The organism is Bdellovibrio sp. KM01, from assembly GCF_013752535.1.
Taxonomy (GTDB): Bacteria; Bdellovibrionota; Bdellovibrionia; order Bdellovibrionales; family Bdellovibrionaceae; genus Bdellovibrio.
In genome coordinates this window covers 1,494,687-1,515,256 of record NZ_CP058348.1, presented here as the reverse complement: position 1 = coordinate 1,515,256, position 20,570 = coordinate 1,494,687, and the positions used below count along the sequence as shown (strand labels likewise).

Sequence of the window (20,570 nt, the reverse complement as noted above, 5' to 3'; positions counted from 1 at the left end):
CTATTCTTTAGTTTGCTTTCGGGAAAGTCAAAACAAACTCTGTACCTACACCCTGCTCACTCTCAACGAAGACTTGAGCACTATGACCTTCCAAAATTTTATGAGTCACAGCTAGACCAAGGCCTGTGCCCTTGGGTTTCGTCGTATGAAAGGGTTCAAACATCTTCTTACGAGTGGCTTCGCTCATTCCGCAACCAGTATCGCGAATGCTGACCACGATCGATTTTTCATTCGCAACAGCTTTCACCGTCACTTGCGCTTTTGCAGAATCCTGCATCGCTTGATACGAGTTCAAAACGATGTTTAAGAAAACCTGCTTCAACTTGTCTTTGTGCCCCAGAATTCTGAGTTCCGCTCCGATTTCCCGAACCTGTTGAACATCGGCGCGCACTTTCGTGTCTGTTTTTATAGCGTCAAAAACTTCGTTCAACAAAAACGCCATATCCACCACATCTGTCGGTGGCTTTTCAGGACGAGCATACTCCAGGAACTCTGTGATCAAGTTATTCAGGCGATCGATCTCGCGCAAAACGATTTTCATCAGCTTGCGATCGTCATCATTCGTCACTGTTTGAGTCAGCATCTCGATACTGCCACTGATACCAGCCAATGGATTGCGGATTTCATGAGCAATACCAGCCGCCAAACCACCCACGGCCGCAAGCTTTTCATTCTGGCGAGCCGCAAATTCCAACTGACGAACCTTGGTCAAATCATCAATCAATGCGATCGAAAGGGGACCTTGCAGGTCGGGGCTGTACACTTTTGAAAGTGTAACGCCTAAAATTTTAGCAGTTTGGTCACTGCTTTCGACATACTTTAAATCCCCGCGGAAATTATCCGCCGCACGCTCTGTTTCTGGGAAAATTCGGTACCAGTTGATTTCTGAAGGTGCCGACTTACCCAGAATTTCCAAAGCTGAATTATTCGCGGTCAAAACTTGGCCTTCAGCCGTAAAGGACAACATTCCTGACGGAATATTCTCCATGATGAACTGATTTAATTCCTGCGCTGAACGAAGACTTAAGCCTGTTTTCTTAAGCTCTTTGCCAACGGACTGCAGCTGTTCACTCAAATAGCCGGAAAGACCTGCCACCGAAAAGAACGCGATGTTGTTCAGTGCCAACAAGAAAAAGAAATTCAGCGCCTTCATCTCCGGCGAAAATAACGCCGCGATAGTGAAAGTTATGCTAGTGAAAAGAGCCAGCGTTAAAGCGCCTACTCCCCGGCATGCGATCCCGGCAAGCAAGATATTTACCAAGTGCAGGAACAAGAATAGCGACTGATTCAAACCGAAATAATAAATCAGCAAAGAAATAAAAACCGAATCTAAAACGAAACCGAAGAACAAAGCCTTTGGATGCTGCAGAAGTTGATCCCATTCAGAAATCCACACTACGTGCAGCCCCAGCGCCAAAGTCAGAACCAGATAAAACGGTGCTTGCACCGACCAGTTCACAAAACTTCCCTGAGTCATTGTGGAAATAACACTGACTACAAGAACAATAACAAAGAGACTGACTCGAGCGAATTCGACCGTCAGTCCTTGATTTTTATTATTCTGAAGGGCGTAACTTAAGCGCATTAGCCCCCGCCGACAACGTCTGCCATAGAGAAGATCGGAAGATACATGGCAATAACCAGGATCGCGATGATACCACCCAAGAAAACCATCATCAGTGGCTCAAGCAATGACGTCATCGCTTTAACCGCCGTTTCAACTTCGTCTTCATAGAAGTCGGCGATCTTACCCAGCATGATATCCATCGTACCCGACTGCTCACCGATCGAGATCATTTGCACAACCATCTCTGGAAAAACCTTTTCCTTAAGGAGCGGAGAAGCAAACGTACGACCTTCCGTTACAGAGGCTTTACAACGAAGCAAAGCTTGCTCGATCACGATATTACCGGCGGTCTTTGCCGAAATATCAATCGCTTCAATCAAACCCACGCCCGAAGACAACAACGTCGACAAGGTACGAGTCAAACGCGCGATCGCGGACTTTTGGATAACTTCACCAAATACCGGGACATTAAAGAACAATCTATCCATGGTGTCGCGGCCTTCATCGGTACGGTAGTATTGAAGAATCGCGAAGGGAATCCCCACCACTGCAAACAAATATAGATACCACTTATGAATCATAGAATTAGAAAGTGCGATAACCATTTGAGTCAGTGCCGGTGGTTCTTTACCTGCGGAGTTAAAGAACTCCATGAACTTCGGAAGGATGAAAACCAGGATACCGGTGATAACCGCAAAGGCCACAACCAGGATCACAGCGGGATACACCAAGGCACCCTTCACCTGACTTTTTAGTTTTTCTGACTTCTCCATATAAAGAGCCAGACGATTCAAGATACCATCCAGGATACCGGCTTCTTCCCCGGCCTGGATCATATTCACATAAAGTTTATCAAACACCAAAGGCACCTGCCCCATGGAGTCGGCCAGACGACGACCACTTTCAATCGAAGATTTCACCGTACCCGCCGCTTCACGCAAGGGACCTGGGCGCAAACCTTCGGAAAGAATTTTCAAACAATCCACCACCGGGATACCGGCATTGATCAGGGTCGCAAACTGACGAGTGAAGATCTGCAGATCTTTACCCTTAACACGGCCACCAAACATCGGTGCCGGAGTGCTTGCTTTTTTTCCCGTGGCACGGGCCATCGCTACCAGTTTCGTCGGCATCAACTGCTGAGCACGAAGGCGAATGATCGCCTCTTGCTGAGTCGCTGCTTCGATTTCCCCCTGAACTATATTTCCAGTGGCGGCGCGAGCCTGGTATTGAAACTTAGCCATCTAGATGCCCACCTTTTTGAGCAACTGATCTAAATTGTCTGGATCACGAGATGTTTCAAATGCTGTTTTCAAATCCACACGACGGCGGATCAAATGTTGAAGCAATGATTGATTCAAAGTCAAAATGCCAGAATGCTCTGGAGCCGTCATCAATACGGCTTGCAAAGAACTCATTTCCTGACGCTCGATGAACTCACGAATCTGTGGTTTCACCAAAAGCAATTCATGCGCGAACACGCGGTCATTTCCCAGGCCAGCCATTGCATATTGACCAAGTCCCATCGAAAACACTTCCGCAAAACGCGAAGAACCATGCTGACCAAAACGATCGGTCATCACCGACAGACAACGACGAAGAGCATTCATCAAAGAAGGTGCACGCATAGAGTAAATCACAAAGACACCACGCTCTGCCAAAGCCATAGCTTCAAGGAAGCTGGCATCGTCAGAAGCGCCATCGTAAACCACAACATCAACACCATTTAGCAAACTGTCACGTTCACTTTGGCTTTCGAAAATTCCATTGTGATAAAGGAAGCAGGATTTTGCTTCACGCACTTGCGGGAAGGGTTTTGTCGAGAAAACCACGCCCATGAACGATCTTTCTTCGCCCATCTTTTGCATTGTTTTATACAGAGTTCCGGTTTGCCCGGACTCCCCTGCGCCCGAAACGATCACAAGACCTTTCATGCGCAAGCAAGTTTCCATATAGCTGCCCGGAAGTGGCATATCAAATCTGGAACCATCAAGATCCAAATCGATGATGGCCTTCATCGTACTTTCATGTTGAAAAAACGAGAATCCAATACGTGTATTTTCCAGGGCCGTTTCGCCGACCACCACGCCTGTGGTTTCAAGCATCGCTTTTTGCTGATCATCCAGGAAGCTTTGTTGTAAAAGCTTCCACTCTGTCATCAACCCCGGAGAAGGGCGCAAGCTTTCCCAGCCCGTCATGCTGCGAGCACGGGGCTCACTGCCCACGACAAATAGGAACTCTTGAGATTTTTTAGCCTTCGCTTGCATTAACAATTCTGTCAAACTCATTATGTATCCTTCACAGATGCATTCAAGACTTCTTCAATCGTTGTTTGGCCTCTTTTTAATTTCAACAAAGCAGAACGACGGAGAGTTTTCATCCCCTGTTCACGAGCCAGGAAGCGCAGCTGCCCGGTAGAAGCACCTTTTAAAATCGCTTCCTTCATTTTTTCGGTCATCGCCAGCAATTCGTAAACGGCCAGACGACCTTTGATGCCCGAGTTGTTGCAGTTCGAACAACCTTTACCACGCATCAGCTTGTAATCACCGATTTCTGCCTGCGGTACACCCAAATTCAAAAGAGTTTGCGCAGGCACTTCGATAGGAGCTTTACAAGATTCACAGTTTTTACCCACCAGACGTTGCGCCACGATCAAGTTCACGCATGAAGTGATGATATAGTTTGCCACGCCCATTTCAGTCAGACGAATAACCGTACCTGGGGCATCATTCGTATGCAGCGTACTTACGACCAAGTGACCCGTGGAGGCCGCTTTAAAGGCGATCTCTGCCGTTTCAAGGTCACGAATCTCCCCCACCATTACGATATCCGGGTCTTGACGAAGGAATGATTTCAAAGCACTCGAGAAATTCAAATCGATATCAGGATTCATTTGAACCTGATTGATACCTTCCAAGTTAAACTCCACCGGGTCCTCTGCCGTGGAGATATTCACGTCAGGCTGATTTAATTCCGCCAAGGCAGAATAAATCGTCGTGGTTTTACCAGATCCCGTAGGACCCGTGATCAGGACCATCCCTTGCGGAAGATTGATCATGGATTTAAAAAGTTTTAAGTCATCTTCCTCGAAACCAAGTTTGGTCATGTCCAATTGAAGATTGGATTTATCAAGCAAACGCAGAACGACTTTTTCGCCCCAAATAGTTGGCAGAACGCTGACACGAAAATCCATCTCGCGGCCTTTTTTCGTACGAACTTTCAAACGGCCGTCTTGAGGACGGCGTTTTTCGGCGATGTCGAGCTTAGACATGATCTTGATACGAGACGCGATCGCGGCACCCGTTCCTTGCGGAGGTTGCGTCGCTTCAATTAAATTACCGTCGATACGAAAGCGCACGCGGTATCTTTTTTCATAGGGTTCAAAGTGGATATCGGATACTTTTTTGATGATCGCTTCACCCAGAATTTGATTCACGAACTTAACGATCGGAGCTTCCTCACCGCCCGCATCCGAGTCGATAACTTCGGTCGCAGTGGCATTGGCAGCATATTCCTCTTCCATGCTTTCCGCGATCGTATTCAAATTCTTTACGTTGATGTTACCGCCGTAGTACTTCTCGATACTTGCAGCGATCGCAGTTTCGGTCGCAACGACCGCCTGAATTTTACAACGGGTGATGAAGCGCAAGTCTTCTTTCACCATGATATTGCTTGGATCGGCGAAGGCAACAACCAGTGTGGATCCCGCTTTCTGCAACGGAATCAATTGATTACGATCACAAACATCACGTGGAATCAGCTGAATAACGGAGGGATCAATTTCAAACGATGAGACCTCCACACCTGGAACTGCAAAATGCTTTTCCATCGCGCGAAGGATTTGATTTTCTTTAAGATATCCAAGTTGAGTGATAACACCGGTCAGACGTGCGCCTGATTTTTTTTGTTCTTCAACAGCATGAGCTAACTGGTCCGACTTGAGCAGACCCTGCTTAACTAATATTTCACCTATTTTGATTGAAGACATTGTGGCTCCCCAAATATTACTTTATACCAGGGTGCCGTTTTTTGTAACTAGACGGAAGAAGAGTTTTGCTCCTTGAACTCCCTCACCCATGCAGTGAGGTCGGTGCCCTCAAGAAGTTCGCTTTGTTTGAGTTTTTCAAAAACTATCTCGACCAAAGCCTGCAACAGTTCTGACGGCTGCAGAACCTTCAGTTCCGCACGCTCCGCCTCTTCCATCAACTCGCTTTGCAAGTTGCCAAGGTTGCAGTCAAAGGCATAACCACCGGTGTTCATAAAATTAAAGTACGACAAGTCTTTTAACAATTCGCTTTCATGCTTTAAATGAACCGTGTTGATGATCAAAGAGGCACTGACTGCCTGAATTGTAAGCTCCTCGATGGGTAACACTTTAAACTTAATTCCTAAATTACTACGGGACAGAATGCGCGCTTCGCGGTGAAGCTGCGTGGTGTTTTCACCAATCAGATAGATTTCCGAAAAACCAAGCTCCGTACAAACGGCCGCTGCAATCCTTAAACACTCCCCCTCACCGACCACAAAGGCTGGCACGCGAATATTCAAATCACGAGCCCGCCCCACCAGCACGCGATGAATAGCTTCATAATAAAGCAAGCGAGGATACCACTTCCCATCTTCGGGAAAATAAAAATCAAAACATTCCAGCATGCGCACTTGGGCTGGCAGAATTTGCAAAGAAGGATAAATCAAACGGGCCTGCTCAAAAGAGAAAAAGGCAGCATTGGCATCTTTCAAAAGTTCGGCAGAGTAACTTTGATGCTGTTGCAGCTGGAAAAGATCCGGCTTTTTTCCTGCAAGAAACTGCAGAAAACGAAACAACATGCTGGGATTCCCCTCGCGGAACTCAAGAATTTTACTCATTGAAGTACTTTCGGGCCGCGGCCATGTCGTTATAGATTTGCTCTTTCAAAGTATCGATACCAGAAAACTTCATTTCATCCCGTTGGAAATGCAAAAGCTCCACTTCAACTTCAACGCCGTAAAGTTGAGCATCCAAATCAAAAATATGACTTTCGATTTTCACCGGGCCTTTATTGTCTTGTTGAAAAGTAGGATTGACACCAATGTTGGTGATTGAAGGATGATTGTGACCATTGATGCGAGTGTACGTGAAATACACTCCTTTGCGCGGAACAAACTCCACGTCAGGATGCACATTAGCCGTGGGCACACCGATCGTACGCCCCCGTTGAAAACCTTTTTCCACTGTACCCCGCAAATAGTACGGGCGACCTAAAAGTCTTTCAGCTTTTTCAATTTCCCCGCCTTGCAGGGCCTCTCGGATGCGGGTGCTCGAAACCACCTGACCATCTAGTTGAAACGGAGGAATCACGATCAGGCGGATACCATGCTGCGCGCAGAAGCCTTCAAGAAAAGAAATATTACCCGTACGATTGGCGCCGAAATTAAAATCATGCCCCACCACCAGGGTTTTTGGATGAAGCTTGTTCATCACATAGTTTTGAAGGAAATCCTGAGCCGTGACTTGTGAAAATTCACGCGTGAAATTCTCCAGGATCACACACTCGATGCCCCGGGCTTCGAACTGTTCTTGCTGATCACGCAGATCGAACATTCTTTGCGTTTGGCGCTCTGGAAACAGTACTTTTACGGGGTGAGGATGGAAAGTATACACAACCGAAGGCACGCCATAATGTTGTGCCTCGCGAGTGACTGTTTCGATGAGTTGCTGATGCCCCAGATGGACACCGTCAAAATTGCCAATTGTGACGACAGAAGACTCTAAAACGGAGCTCATCTGCCCGACGCCTTGATAGATATGCATATTTTTCAATATACCTAATTCTGCGCCCGGCGGTAAGGGCTTTTAGTAGTTGATATTTTTAATAAATTTGCTATGTTGCGACGCGTGCAAAAAGGTTCGTTTTCCCAGTATTTTAATCGCGTTTTATATCGCAGCGAGGTCCTGCTTCGCTACTTTATGCGCCACCGCGGTTTTCTGCTTCGCTGCCTTTTATGTTGGGCCATTGGTTGCCTGGCACTTTCTGCTGACGAGACCACGTCTTACGACCAGCGTTTTCAAGTTCGCGGCGACCAAAAGGTCTCTTCGCAAATCGTTTTAATCACCATCCGTCAATCTGACTTTGTCGGCGTTTACAGCGACCGCTCCTCTTCGATGATGGATTTGGATGAAGCCACGGACATCACTGACAGCTTTTTTTGGAATAAAAAAATCTGGAATCAGTTGCTTTCCAAAATCTTAAAACAAGATCCCCGCGCCATCGGTGTCACCCTTTACTTTGGTGACAACATTGGGGCTGTTCACCTGAACAACGAAGAACAGAAAAACTTTTTCGATCCCCGTGTGTTTTGGGCCTCCACGACAAATTCGTTGGAGCGAGTTCTAACTCCAGCGTTCAGCAACCGCGAAAACAGCAATCTGGGTTCCAATGAAATTCGTCGCGACGAAGACGGCCTGGTTCGCCGGGTGTTTCCTTCACGTTCCGAAATGCCTCACCTGGTTGAGAAAATCACGGGCAAGCGCTTTCCGACGACGCAAGCCGGTCTTCCCATCAACTATCGCGGTTCGATCTATAATTTCACTCAGTATGGTTTAAGCGAGATCCTTTACGACGAACTTCCACCGGATACCTTTAAAGGCAAAATCATTTTGATCGGGGCCGAGACCTCTGCCACGCCAGTTTATCTGACTCCGCTGGGTACATTGTCCCGTTCAGAAATTATGGCCCATGCAACGGATACTCTTTTGGGCAACAAATGGATTCAGCGTCTGAATTTCTGGTGGTATGCCGTTGGCTTTTTCGTCCTGATGGGTTTTGCAGTTTTCATCATTCTGACTTATCCGCAGTCGGTGGCCTTTTTCTTTATTTTGTGGATTGCGACGTTGCTTGCGGCTCTTTCCGCCTGGGTTTTTGATAGTTTCTATTTCTGGTCCCCGGCCTTTGCGCCCTTTGTATTACTGGCTGCAACCTGGACGATCTTTATCGGTTACCAGGCGACAAAGATCGAAAGAAAGAACTTTGCCCTGCAACAGGAACAACAATACCTGGCAGAATTGGAACAGCTTAAAAACAATTTCGTCAGCTTGATCTCCCATGACTTAAAAACGCCGATCGCCAAGATTCAAGCTATCGTGGATCGTTTGTTGACGCAAAATCAGGATCAGGAACTGCAAACGGATTTGAAATCATTGCGCATGTTCGGTGATGAACTGAATCGTTATATCCAGTCGATTTTAAAAGTCCTGCGCGTGGAATCCCGTGAATTTAAAATCAACAAAGATGCAGCCGACATCAACGAAGTGATCGAAGAAGCTCTGGTCACTTTGCGTCCTTTGGCTTTTGAAAAAGGCATTCGCATTCAGACTCACTTGGAACCGATGTTCTCGGTTGAGTTCGATACCACCCTGATCAAAGAGGTGGTAATCAATCTGGTTGAGAACGCAATCAAGTACACGCCTTCTCAGGGACTGATTGAGGTCACTTCAACCGAAACAGAACAAGATATCAAGGTGATCGTTAAAGACACCGGTGATGGAATTAAGCCCGAAGACATGGACAAAGTCTGGGGTAAATTCACTCGTGGGAGTGATCAGGATCTTAAAACCAAGGGAACGGGTTTGGGTCTTTACTTAGTTAAATATTTTATTGAACTTCATGGCGGTAAAGTGGAAATGGAAAGCAAAGTGGGTCAAGGAACAACTGTATCCTTCACTCTGCCACTTGAATCAGAAGACGTAATCGAGGAGATCTTATGATCAACCAATTGAACACCCTGATCGTGGACGACGAAGCAGAATTGCGTCGTTCCGTTATCTCAATCCTTAAATCCACGATGCCGGAAATTGAATTCGTCATCGATGAAGCAGCCACAGGCAAAGAAGCATTTGAAAAAGTAAAACAACAGTCTTGGGACTTGGTTTTGATGGACGTAAAGATGCCAGAGATGAATGGTATCGAAGCATTGACAGCCATCAAAGAGCACGATCCTCGTACCTTTGTGGTATTAATGACGGCTCACTCGAACTTGCACGATGCGGTTCTCGCGATCAAAGAAGGCGCTTATGACTACGTTGAAAAACCAGTCAATCCACAGACGCTGACTGAAATCGTTCGCAAAAGCCAAGAGGCCCGCGATCTGGTTTCTTCTCTGGCTTTGTCGAATCCAATCTTTGACGACGACGTGGAATCTGAATTCGTGGGTTCATCACAAAAGATGAAGGACGTGTTCAACCTGATCTATCGTCTGTGCAAAGTCGATACGACAGTTTTAATTCGTGGTGAAAACGGTACAGGTAAAGAATTGGTCGCACGCGCGATTCACTTCAACTCCCCTCGTAAAGCGGGAAGCTTTGTGGCGATCAACTGTGGTGCGATTCCTGAAAACTTGATGGAGAGCGAACTTTTCGGTCACGAAAAAGGAGCCTTCACCGGTGCGATTGAACGTAAAATCGGTAAATTCCAAATGGCGAACAACGGAACTTTGTTCCTGGATGAAATCGGTGAGCTTCGTCCGGATATGCAGGTTAAACTTCTGCGCGTTCTTCAGGAAAAGAAATTCACTCCTGTCGGCAGCAACCGTGAAGTGAAATCGAACACCCGCATTATCGCAGCGACAAATCGTAACTTAGAAAAAATGATGGCCGATGGCACATTCCGCGAAGACTTGTTCTATCGCTTGAACGTTATGCCAATCTTCTTGCCACCTTTGCGTGAGCGTACAGATGACATCCTGGCTTTGGCACAACACTTTATCAAAAAATTCTCTCGGCAACACGCACGTGTGATCAATGGTATCGATGCCGAAGCCTTGGAAATGTTGAAAGCATATCGCTGGCCAGGAAATATTCGCGAGCTTGAAAATGTGGTTGAGCGCGCGTTCATTGTAGAAAACTCCCAGCAGATCACTTTGGAGTCTTTGCCCGAGTCTTTGAAATTAGCTCCGAAAGAAGCTCCGGAAAAAACAGCGAACGTGGGCTATAATGGTCCGTTGGATTTCGATGTCTTCAAAGAAGGTATGGAAAAAGAATTTATCGTGAGTGCATTGAAAGCCAATCACGGTCGTATCAATCAAACGGTGGCTCAAGCAAATATTCCTAAGAATACTTTGCTGCGCAAAATCCGTAAATACGGCATCAACGTCAAAGATTTTACGAGCGAAGAATAAATTCGGCTTTTTGCACCACCTGCTCAGCTGGCAGGTGAGTCATGCAAACATGGGTTTTAATCGGGCACTTCTGGTGCCCGTGCTTGCCACAGGGACGGCACGGCAGATTTTCTTTCTGCGCAATATAGGTGCTGGCAGACCACGGTCTAAATCCAAATCTTAAAACTGTGGGCCCAAAAACTGAAATCAGCGGCGTTTCGCAGGCCGCGGCCATGTGTGATGCCGCGCTGTCGTTCCCTACCAATAAGCGAGCTCGAGCAATAATCTGTGTCGATTCCAAGATTGAAGTTTTACCGGCAATACACAAAGAGCCCGGAATCGCCTGAGAGACTTCCTCTGCAAGAGTTTCTTCACCAGGGCCACCCATGACATAGACTTGATATCCCTGCGACTGCAAAGACTTTCCTGTTTCAACAAAGCCCTCTTTGGTCCAACGTTTCGTCGCCCACACCGAGCCCGGAAACATCAAAACCGCGCGATCATCATTCAAACCTTTAAGGTCATAACGCTTTTCCAAATCACGGTAAGTATCGACGCACTTTAAAACTTCAGCACGCACACTCATGGAAGACCATTCCGGCGGAGCCGAAAGCTTTCCCTTGAAATCAGTGGCGTAAGGCTTTTCTGTTTGTGCGTAAGAGGTCAGAAGGTCTTTAAGTTTAGGATCCACTTCTTGCAACAGACTCATCTGGCGCAAAGGATCTGGCAAGAGCATCGGTTTTTTCACCGTTTGCGAAAAAGCCAAAAAGCTCCAGAATTTTTTAAAACCGATTTTATGTTGAGCTTTGATTTTGCGACAAAAGAAAATCGTGCGCAATGACTCGTGCGGAGACACAAGGTAATTCACCTGATGTTGCGCGATTCCGTTCAAGGCCTGGTTGTAGGACTCGGCATCACCCTTTTTAATTTCAAAAACTTGATCAACCAGATGAGTTTTCAGGAAAAAATCGCCAAAACCTTTGCGACAGACCAGGCCCAGTTGATGATCAGGCCAAATCTGACGACAGCGTTTTAGGAGCGGAATTGCCAAAAGCAAGTCCCCCAGAAAGGCTGTTTGTACGACAAGATTCAACGGCATGAACGATCTCCTGCAAAGAGACCTGATCGTAGCACATTATGCTTTTTTCACAAGCTCTCTTCCAGCAAGGACTGCACGGGCTTTTCGAGAGAATCGACACTCCCCGGTCATAAAGATCTATTTCATGGGCACATGTCGGACCGAACCACGCGACAACTTGTTTCCCTTGAGAAATGGCCATATGCATTCCTAAACTGTCGCCCGTGATGACAACATCACAAGCCGCGACACTGATCAAACCGTCACGCAAACCGCTTTGGGTCGCCGTTGAAATAACAGAAAGGCCCTTCGCAATTTCCGCATTTCGCTCTGTGTCCTCGGGGCCCCCGAGCAACACGAGTTGCGCCTCGGGATAGCGACTTTGGAGGGATTTGATCATCAAACGATGAAACTCCACGGTGAGTTTTTTTGCGGCAATCACAGTGCTACAGCCGGTGTTAAAACCCAAAACCCATTTTTTGCCGACAGTCAGAAAACTCTGACGACGGAAATGAAGTTCTGCATTCTCGGATTCAGATAGTGGTAACCAATAAGGATCACGCTTAAATGGCCCTAACTCCAAAGCCTCAATCATTAACTGAGTTTCAGGTTTTTTATTTTCAAAAAACTTTTTTTGATTATTAAGGCCCAGCTCCCACAACTCTTCTGCCGCAGGAGTCGCTGGCACAATGGCTCCGGTTACGGGGTTTGCCATGAAACCAAAAATCTGATCAACCTGCGTATGACGAAGCACGCCCACGGCTTTTAGTGATTTATCAATCACCATTCCCACATCGAATTGCAAAGCTCCCAATTGCAGAAGGTCTGCTTCCTTCGTGGTCAAAACGCGATCAATTACAGGATGATTTTGCAACAGAACATGAGCCGGAGCATCGGTGACCCAGGTAATCATTGAAGAAGGATATTTACGTTTGATGGCCTTCAATAAACTGGTGCTACGAACCACGGCACCTAAGGCCCCTAGGTGTACTATAAGAACGGACATCTTTGGAGCGTCAAAAGAAGCGCACTGAGAGTCACAGGTCTGACTTTTCATACAGGGTTTATATCCAGAGAAGTTCCGACAATTTGTTTGCGCCATGACATTATTGTAGAGCATCCCCCAGCTGGCACTCATAATGACAGAGTCTGGCCTGGCAAATTCAGGACTAAGGACTCGGCAAAAACGAGGCGCTTTTTTCCGATAAGACGGTGGAATGAAGATCGAACGGGAAACACTTCAACTTAAAGCCGTAAAAACCCAGAAACACGCTGGGGGCGGCACTGTATTTCTGCCTTCAGGTTTAGGCAGTTTTGAGCTGAATGCCTTACAGTTTTCCTATCTTGAAGTTTTCAAATCGGGATCATCTATTGAAGGCCTGGTGCAGTTTTTCCTGGGACAAGGTTGGCTTGTCAGCTTTCGGGAGCTTTACAGTTTGATTCAGTTTCTGGTTAACGAACGATTGATTTCAAATCCAAATGTCATCGATTACTTCAAAAAAGTAAACTCTGACGATTCACCGTTGGTGTTTAGTTCTATCGATGTGATGAGTGGTCGTCAGGTGAAGCCAGACCCTTCAACTCTGCCCTTTTTTCGCTCTTTAGAACCAAGCTTGGCTTCGTACCTTTTGCAAAAAGCGGAAGTGTTTACGGTGCCCCCAAATATTCGCATCACTCATTCAGGGCAAAACTCCCGCGATCTTTTTGTTTTACTAAAAGGTCAGGCCTCTATTTACAAAGTGACTTCCGAAACACGCAGACAATTGGTCGCGACTCTTGGATCTGGCGCACTTTTTGGTGAGCGCGGATTCCTGTTAAATCAACCGCGCAATGCAGACGTCATCACCAATTCCGCTTGTGAAGTGTTGCGCGTTCATCACCTGCCCGAATACGATAACTTGATTAAGTCTGATAAGGCCCAAGCCCTGCAACATCGCTTTTGGGTGATGCAGGCACTATTGTCTTCGCCTTTCTTCAAAGATCTTCCCACAGACAGTTTGGATGCTTTGATTTTCACAGGTCGCTTGGTACAGGCTCCGGCCAATCAGGTTCTTTTCCATGAAGGACAAACGGGAAATACTTGTTACATCGTGATCCAAGGTTCCGTGGTCATCAGTCAAAAAGGTCAAAACATCAACGTTCTAAATCAAGGAACTTGTTTTGGCGAGATTTCACTTTTAGTTTCAGGCGGAGTCAGAACAGCGACCGTGACCACACAAAGAGACACAGTGCTTTTAGAAATTGAACAAAATGCGTTTTATAAAACTTTGGCGCAGAACCTGGTTTTAGCCAAAGTCATCGAGACCCTGGCAGCTCAACGCATCGCCCGCGATCAGCAGGCGAAGTGATTATTTGGCTCCACTTGCAAAGGCTTTTAGGTTTTCGCCGGTCAGGCGATACACGGTCCATTCATCCATGGGACCTGCACCGATAGATTTATAGAAATCAATGGCAGGCTTGTTCCAATCAAGGACGGACCATTCGACACGTCCACAGCCTTCAGCCACGGCTTGTGCCGCCAGAGCTTGAAGCAGGCTTTTACCCACACCCTGCCCGCGTGTATCTGGCAGAACAAACAGATCCTCCAGATAAATTCCTTTGCGACCCAAGAAGGTGCTGAAGTTATAGAAATACAGGGCGAAGCCCACAGGCTTAGCATCAAGTTCTGCAATCAGAACTTGTACTGGAGATTTATCACCAAAGATTTGTTCTTCAAGAAGTTTTAGTGTCGCGATAACTTCGTGGGACAGCTTTTCATATTCCGCCAACAGTTTGATGAAATTTAAAATTGCTGGAACGTCAGATTTTACAGCTTTGCGAATTTGGAGTTTCATGACTCTAAGGACTTTACCTGAATGCGGGAAAAGCTCTAAGGAGCCTTTCCTGGTTTAATTGAAACGACTTCAGAAACTAAAGTTCCGATTTTGATTTTAGCTTCGATACGCAAGATGTACTTGTGCTCGTCATCAGAAAGCCAGATCAAGTTTTCACCGATCGGTTTAAACTTTCCTTTAAGAGTGATATTTGGCTGCATCACGATGGCTTTCATCGGACCTAACTCTGTATCCAAAACTTCTTTACGAATAGCTTTACCAGAGAAGACCAGGTTTTCTTTATCGTTGGAAACACGGAAAGCGTACTCTTTACCGATTTCCCATTGGAACATGCGCATATAAAAGATCGCGCTGTAAACGTTTTGCGCGTACTCCTCAAGCTCCCACTGTTCTCTTTTTTCTTCTTCGCCGTCTTGCTTGGTGACTTTCTTTTCCCAGTAAGTCGCCATCTTATTAACGCTATCAAAAAGCATCTTAGCTTCGCGCAACTGACCGGATTCTTTCACGTGAAGCTCAAACACTGTTGGTGTCACAGTTTCGTAATCCATGAAAATATCCACGCTATCTTCCACTGTATAAACGGATGCGAACAAAGAGATAGTTTTAATCGCGATATTGTGCTTATAAGATTTACGACCGTTTACTGTGGCCATCGGTAAAGTTTTAAAACGCAACTCCCCCGCTGACATTTTAAAGTAAGAAACGTTATGAACAACTTCCTCACCCACGCGGAACGGATCGACCACAGGACGACGACCATTAAATCCTGCATCGTCTTCGATTTCCGGCTGACGACGAGTGGATTCAACAGCCGCTGGTGCCGCTGCCACCTTAGAACCTTTTTTGGTTTTGGCTGGAGCCTTTTTTGCGTCTTTAATTAAAGGCGAAGGTGCTGTCACTTTCGCAGACTTAGAGTCTTTGGAAGATTTCGCCGGTGCTGCCGATTCACGTTTTGCAACTTCGGCAGGTTTTGTCGCAGAAGTCGCTTCGCTAGTTTCAGCCGGCGCAGAAGGCTCTTCAATTTTTACGGCTTTTTCGAATTCGTCGATCTTTTTTAATTGATCTTGCTTTTCGTACTTCAAAAACGAAGTCGAACACGCAGTCAAAAGAGAAAGTACAACAATGCCTGCAAGCAACGAACACTTATTCACTAAAAGTCCTTCCATCGTCTATGAACCCACATCCATTGTTCAGGATGTTTTCGCACGATCTCTTCCAATTTATCAGAAAAAGACTGTGTCAGATTCACAATGCTCTGGTCCTTATCTTCAACGATAGAGACGCTCAAGTCCATAGCTGGCTCGATGACGACATGAACTTTCCCATCATTTCCCTCGTAGGTGTAGATAGGCAGAACCGGTGCTTTGGTTTTCTGCGCAAACAAAGCCAGACCATAGGCTGTACCCGTGCGCTTCCCAAAAAACGTCGTTGCTACACCAAAGGGTTTTCCCATGTATTGATCTAGAACGAATACAAGGCCTGAGTTGCGTTTAAGTGCTTTCAGAATATCAAAAGCATTCGTTGGCCCATGGGCATCTATGTACTTCACACCACCCGCACCGCGAATGGAAAACCAAAGGTCATTGAACCACTGGGTTTTAAAACGTTTGGTAATAATGCTGATATCCTGGCCGATAACGGATAATGCGTTCGCCGCCAAATCCCCGTTCCCCAGATGCAAAGTCAGATAAAAGAATCCTTTACCCAGGGCTTTGGCCTTTTCATAGTTTTCCAGACCTTCAAAAACCACATTCTGATCAACCCATTGGCGGGTCATGTTGGGAATAAAAAAGAATTCCCCAAAGTTATAACCCAATTGGTAAACTGATTCGCGACCGACTTTTTTGCGTTGTTCCTCGGTCCACTCAGGATAGGCAATGTGCAAATTACCGAGCACGATTTTTTTGCGAAATCCAAAGACGTCCCACCACAGAAAGCCAATCCAAGAACCCGAAAGTCTTTGAACTTTCCGCGGCAAAATACTGCTAAAGAATATTCCGATTTTAGCTAAAAAGCTGACCAATAATCTCATGCAGACGTCCTTTGTCTCCGAATTCTTCCACCTGAAGATTGGTGCTCCAAAGCAGTTTAGGATCCTGCAAAAGTCGACGAAGTTTGACGGCATCTTTGGAAGTCGTCACTAAGTAGTCGCAGCCGGACTTGCCAAATTCAGCGGCAATCTTTTGTGCATCTTCATTTGAATACTGGTGATGGTCACGATAATGCAGACTCTTTTTTGAGATCTCACCGTAAGTACGCATCATCTTTTCAAACACGTCGGGGCGAGCGATGGCAGAGACCAGGAAAAGTTTTTTTCCACGCAAAGTTTCCGTCGGCAGAGTCAGCTCTCCGTTATGGATATCGACAATGTCATAACCGAAATACAAAACTTCTTTACCCGGAGGCAAATGACTTTGCACCTGCTTTAAACTCTGCTCGTCTGCAAGATTGCACTTTGTGAACAAAATTAAATCGGCACGTTGCAACCCATCCCAGGATTCACGACCGCGACCTTCAGGAACAACTTGATAGTTCGCCCAAGGTTCTGTTGCATCCAGAATCACGATATTAAAATCACGGTGAAGTTTACGATGCTGAAAACCATCATCGACCACGATCACATCAAAAGGCCCATGATTTCTGGTTGAGTACTCTGCCGTACGCCACTTGCTGTCTCCAACAAAGACTGTCACTTCGGGATTGGCCTGTGCAAGCAATACCGGCTCATCACCGTAATAGCGGGCCGCATGGGGATGAGTGACATCCACACGCACAGAAGCCGAGGCATCTGCGCGATAAGAACGACTGACCACGGCGACTCTTTTTCCATCTCGCACCAAAGCTTTTAAACAGAAATCCGTGATCGGAGTTTTCCCCGTCCCGCCCACTGTCAAATTTCCAATACTGATCACTTTCACCGGCGCTTTGTATGCACCGATCATTCCACGATCGTACATTGAGTTCTTAATACTCACGACTCGTTCGTAAAGATAAGAAAGCGGTTTCAAATAGGGCTTCATACTGTCAGATACTCATCCAATGCTTTGACCACGCGGTTGGTGGCACCTTTATCACCCAAATGAGAGCGCAGGGACGCGAGATCTTTTTTTACAGAAGCTTTGTAAGCTGCATCGGTAATATAACGATCCAATAAGGCCGCCATATTTTCCGCAGTCACATCACCCTGGAATCGTTCCGGAACTGCTTCTTTGCCCAAAATCAAATTCACAAGACCATAGTACTTGGTTCCACGAACCAAAAGACGTGCAAAGATTCCGGTCAACCACTTCATTTTGTACATGATGACCATCGGTTTTTGCAAAAGTCCGACCTGCAACGTCGCTGTTCCCGAAGCAACAAGCATCATATCCACCAAATGGATCATGCGGAAGGGTTCATCCTTCAAAAGAATGTATGGCAGGCGGAAGTCTTCCAGATAGTCCTGCATTTTCTCTTTCGAGAACGTCGGAGCTGTCAGGATGACAATTTTTAAATTCGGATGTTTCTTGGATAAAATACGTGCGGCATCCAATTGAATTTGGAAATGCTGTTTAAGTTCCAGACGACGGCTGCCCGGCATCAGACCCAAAACGATTTCATCGTCACGGATACCAACTTGATTGCGATGAATCTTAAGATAAGACGGATCATCAATCAGGCGTTCGTCCAACTCATCCAATAATGGATGGCCCACGAAATCCACCGGTACACCATGCTCTTCGTAAAAAGGAACTTCGAACGGGAAAAGAACGAAAACTTTTTTGCAGTATTTTTTAATCGTGTGAACACGGCCTTTACGCCATGCCCAGACTTGTGGAGAAATATAATAAACAACCGGAATCCCCATGGCGTGCAATTTCTTAGCAAGCATCAGATTGAATTCCGGATAATCCATAACCACGGCCACTTTAGGGCGACGCTTTTCAGCTTCGCGAACCAAGCTGTCAAAAACCGCTTTCAGAGGCTTGTAGGCTGCGATAATTTCAGCAGCACCCACCACGGCCATCTCTTCGGATTTACCCAGGCGTTCAAAGCCCAGGTTTTCCATGTCCTGACTGCCGACACCAAAAGCATGGATCTTACGACCCTGCTTTTTCCAGGTCTCAAGAATTCTTTGAGCATAAGTGACGCTGGAGGCCTCGGCGGCCACGAACAATACTTGATCCATTTATTTACCAATCATTTTTTGAATGTCTTCAATCGCACGCAAGGCTTTCAAACCATCAAGTCCTGTCACTACAGGAGCTTTATCGTTCAAAACAGCGTCGACGAAAGCGTCAGTTTCTTTCTGAAGAGCATCGGCTTTTTCAACAGTCCACTTTGTCACTTTCGTCAGCTCATCGCCGCCAGGACCCTTTTCAACTTTTTCAAGTTCATGGATGCCAGTGTTCGCAAACAGAGTGCAGTCGTCTTGAACGACGCGAACCGAGCGTTGAGCCACCGGCGCAATACGGCTGACCGTGATAATCGCGTGAATACCATTTTTCATTTTGAAAGAAATCGAAGCTGTGTCCAGTTCCGGAGAAACCAGTTTCGAACCAGAAGCCACGAAGGATTCGATTTCACTGCCCGTCAACCAGAACAGCAAATCCATATCGTGAATGGCCAGATCATGAAGAACGCTGACATCAGCACCGCGCGCTTTGTAAGGAGCCGTTCTGATCAGCTCAATCGTGCTGACATTCTTCATATGCTTTTTAAGTTCATTCACTGACGGGTTGAATCTTTCGATATGCCCCACAGCCAATTTCACTTTGTGTTTTTCAGCCAAGGTCAACAATTCTTCAGCTTGAGGAACCGTCGCCGTGATTGGCTTTTCAACATTGACGTGAATACCGTTTTGCAAAAACAATTTGGCCACTTCATAGTGGCTTTGAGTGCTGGCTGCAATCGTCACCAGGTCCACTTGACCGATAAGGTCCTGAGGACGGTGGAAACTTTGTACACCAAGTTCTGCTGCGATTTTATCAGCTTGCGCCGGGAAATGATCACAAACTCCCACCAGTTCAACATGGGGATTATTTTTGTATTTTTGAGCATGAAAGTTACCCAGGTAACCCACGCCCACTACGGCGCCACGCAATTTCTTACTCATCTTCTTGCCAGCCTTTAGGAGTTCTGTTCACCGCGATACCGCGTTTAGAAGAACGGATAAAGTTAATGAAATATTCAATGTTCGGGCTCATCGTGCATTCTTCCTGAATACGTTGAATGCCTTCTTCCACAGTGTGGGAACCCATGATCAAGATACGAATCGCTTTATGCACGTTGGTGATTTCGGCACGGTCGTAACCTTTACGTGCCAAACCAATTTTGTTGGTCGCACGAATCGTCGCATAAGTCCCTTGAGCACGACAGAACGGCAGAATGTCTTTGTTGACGATACTGCTGCCTGCGATGAAGGCCATTTTGCCGACTTTAGTAAATTGATTAAGAGCGCTCATACCACCGATGAAAACGCCGTCAGCAATTTCACAGTGGCCACCCAAATGAGTGTTATTCGCCATGATGACATTATTGCCCAACTTGCAATCATGACCCACGTGAGTGTACGCCATAAAGTAACAGTTGTTACCGATTTCAGTTTTCTTATCACCTTTAGAGGTCGCCAAATTCACAGTCGTGAATTCACGGAACATATTGTTGTTCCCAATGATAAGATATGTCGGTTCATTTTTATAAGAAACGTCTTGAGGAGCACCACCGATAACGGCACCTGGACAGAAATGATTGTTCTCGCCGATTTCCAAAATCCCGTAACGAGATCCCAAAGTGACGTGACCTTCTACATAGGTACCCTTTCCGATTTTTACTTTACCTTGAATAAGGCAGTAAGGTCCGATTTCAACATCATCGGCTAACTCAACATCTGGGGAAAGGACGCTTGTAGGGTGTACTTTATAATTTGCCATGTAAACTGTATCCTAAATGCAACTTTGCTATGCTTGAATTTAAAAAG

General features: G+C 46.2%; 18 protein-coding genes. 3 read left to right on the top strand and 15 right to left on the bottom strand.

Going from position 1 to position 20,570, the window contains the following annotated elements:
* Positions 1–7: 7 nt before the first annotated feature.
* The 6 genes from HW988_RS07420 to HW988_RS07395 are packed head-to-tail and all read right to left on the bottom strand — an operon-like array spanning position 8 to position 7,358.
* Positions 8–1,585 (bottom strand): nitrogen regulation protein NR(II), encoded by a 1,578-nt coding sequence (locus HW988_RS07420; protein WP_181606898.1) that lies wholly within the window; start codon positions 1,583–1,585, stop codon positions 8–10.
* The gene (locus HW988_RS07415; protein ID WP_181606896.1) at positions 1,585–2,811 is read right to left on the bottom strand and encodes a type II secretion system F family protein; all 1,227 of its coding nucleotides are present in this window, start codon (positions 2,809–2,811) and stop codon (positions 1,585–1,587) included. Before HW988_RS07415 ends, HW988_RS07420 begins: the two co-directional genes overlap by 1 nt.
* On the bottom strand, positions 2,812–3,855 hold the full coding sequence (locus HW988_RS07410) for a twitching motility protein PilT (protein ID WP_181606895.1): 1,044 nt from the start codon (positions 3,853–3,855) through the stop codon (positions 2,812–2,814).
* On the bottom strand, positions 3,855–5,555 hold the full coding sequence (gene pilB, locus HW988_RS07405) for a type IV-A pilus assembly ATPase PilB (protein ID WP_181606894.1): 1,701 nt from the start codon (positions 5,553–5,555) through the stop codon (positions 3,855–3,857). The genes HW988_RS07410 and pilB overlap by 1 nt, the downstream gene beginning before the upstream one ends.
* Positions 5,556–5,602: 47 nt before the next feature.
* Entirely contained in the window at positions 5,603–6,433 is an 831-nt protein-coding gene (locus HW988_RS07400; RefSeq protein ID WP_181606893.1) for a hypothetical protein, read from the bottom strand.
* Positions 6,426–7,358 (bottom strand): bifunctional riboflavin kinase/FAD synthetase, encoded by a 933-nt coding sequence (locus HW988_RS07395; RefSeq protein WP_181606891.1) that lies wholly within the window; start codon positions 7,356–7,358, stop codon positions 6,426–6,428. Before HW988_RS07395 ends, HW988_RS07400 begins: the two co-directional genes overlap by 8 nt.
* 72 nt (positions 7,359–7,430) lie before the next feature.
* Between HW988_RS07395 and HW988_RS07390 the strand changes: the two genes are divergently transcribed.
* Positions 7,431–9,311 carry an ATP-binding protein gene (locus HW988_RS07390; RefSeq protein WP_181606890.1) on the top strand — a complete coding sequence of 627 codons (1,881 nt, stop codon included), beginning with the start codon at positions 7,431–7,433 and terminating at the stop codon, positions 9,309–9,311.
* The gene (locus HW988_RS07385) at positions 9,308–10,720 is read left to right on the top strand and encodes a sigma-54 dependent transcriptional regulator (RefSeq protein ID WP_181606888.1); all 1,413 of its coding nucleotides are present in this window, start codon (positions 9,308–9,310) and stop codon (positions 10,718–10,720) included. The genes HW988_RS07390 and HW988_RS07385 overlap by 4 nt, the downstream gene beginning before the upstream one ends.
* On the opposite strand, the gene HW988_RS07380 is transcribed toward HW988_RS07385, so the two are convergent.
* Both HW988_RS07380 and HW988_RS07375 read right to left on the bottom strand, forming a co-directional pair.
* Positions 10,704–11,798 carry a glycosyltransferase family 9 protein gene (locus tag HW988_RS07380; protein WP_181606887.1) on the bottom strand — a complete coding sequence of 365 codons (1,095 nt, stop codon included), beginning with the start codon at positions 11,796–11,798 and terminating at the stop codon, positions 10,704–10,706. The genes HW988_RS07385 and HW988_RS07380 overlap by 17 nt on opposite strands.
* The gene (locus HW988_RS07375; RefSeq protein WP_255490259.1) at positions 11,707–12,834 is read right to left on the bottom strand and encodes a glycosyltransferase family 9 protein; all 1,128 of its coding nucleotides are present in this window, start codon (positions 12,832–12,834) and stop codon (positions 11,707–11,709) included. Before HW988_RS07375 ends, HW988_RS07380 begins: the two co-directional genes overlap by 92 nt.
* Before the next feature lie 160 nt (positions 12,835–12,994).
* Between HW988_RS07375 and HW988_RS07370 the strand changes: the two genes are divergently transcribed.
* Positions 12,995–14,125 carry a cyclic nucleotide-binding domain-containing protein gene (locus tag HW988_RS07370; RefSeq protein WP_181606884.1) on the top strand — a complete coding sequence of 377 codons (1,131 nt, stop codon included), beginning with the start codon at positions 12,995–12,997 and terminating at the stop codon, positions 14,123–14,125.
* On the opposite strand, the gene HW988_RS07365 is transcribed toward HW988_RS07370, so the two are convergent.
* Genes HW988_RS07365 through lpxA form a run of 7 tightly spaced genes read right to left on the bottom strand, consistent with a single transcriptional unit; the run spans position 14,126 to position 20,523 of the window.
* The gene (locus HW988_RS07365) at positions 14,126–14,611 is read right to left on the bottom strand and encodes a GNAT family N-acetyltransferase (RefSeq protein WP_181606882.1); all 486 of its coding nucleotides are present in this window, start codon (positions 14,609–14,611) and stop codon (positions 14,126–14,128) included.
* Between the two features lie 35 nt (positions 14,612–14,646).
* On the bottom strand, positions 14,647–15,777 hold the full coding sequence (locus HW988_RS07360; protein ID WP_255490258.1) for a DUF3108 domain-containing protein: 1,131 nt from the start codon (positions 15,775–15,777) through the stop codon (positions 14,647–14,649).
* On the bottom strand, positions 15,762–16,643 hold the full coding sequence (locus tag HW988_RS07355) for a lysophospholipid acyltransferase family protein (RefSeq protein ID WP_181606881.1): 882 nt from the start codon (positions 16,641–16,643) through the stop codon (positions 15,762–15,764). The genes HW988_RS07360 and HW988_RS07355 overlap by 16 nt, the downstream gene beginning before the upstream one ends.
* Positions 16,615–17,631, bottom strand: a complete 1,017-nt coding sequence (gene lpxK / locus HW988_RS07350) for a tetraacyldisaccharide 4'-kinase (RefSeq protein ID WP_181606880.1) — start codon at positions 17,629–17,631, stop codon at positions 16,615–16,617. The genes HW988_RS07355 and lpxK overlap by 29 nt, the downstream gene beginning before the upstream one ends.
* The gene (gene lpxB, locus HW988_RS07345; protein WP_181606879.1) at positions 17,628–18,779 is read right to left on the bottom strand and encodes a lipid-A-disaccharide synthase; all 1,152 of its coding nucleotides are present in this window, start codon (positions 18,777–18,779) and stop codon (positions 17,628–17,630) included. The genes lpxK and lpxB overlap by 4 nt, the downstream gene beginning before the upstream one ends.
* The gene (locus HW988_RS07340) at positions 18,780–19,706 is read right to left on the bottom strand and encodes a Gfo/Idh/MocA family protein (protein WP_181606877.1); all 927 of its coding nucleotides are present in this window, start codon (positions 19,704–19,706) and stop codon (positions 18,780–18,782) included.
* On the bottom strand, positions 19,699–20,523 hold the full coding sequence (lpxA, locus tag HW988_RS07335; protein ID WP_181606876.1) for an acyl-ACP--UDP-N-acetylglucosamine O-acyltransferase: 825 nt from the start codon (positions 20,521–20,523) through the stop codon (positions 19,699–19,701). Before lpxA ends, HW988_RS07340 begins: the two co-directional genes overlap by 8 nt.
* Between the last annotated feature and the right edge of the window lie 47 nt (positions 20,524–20,570).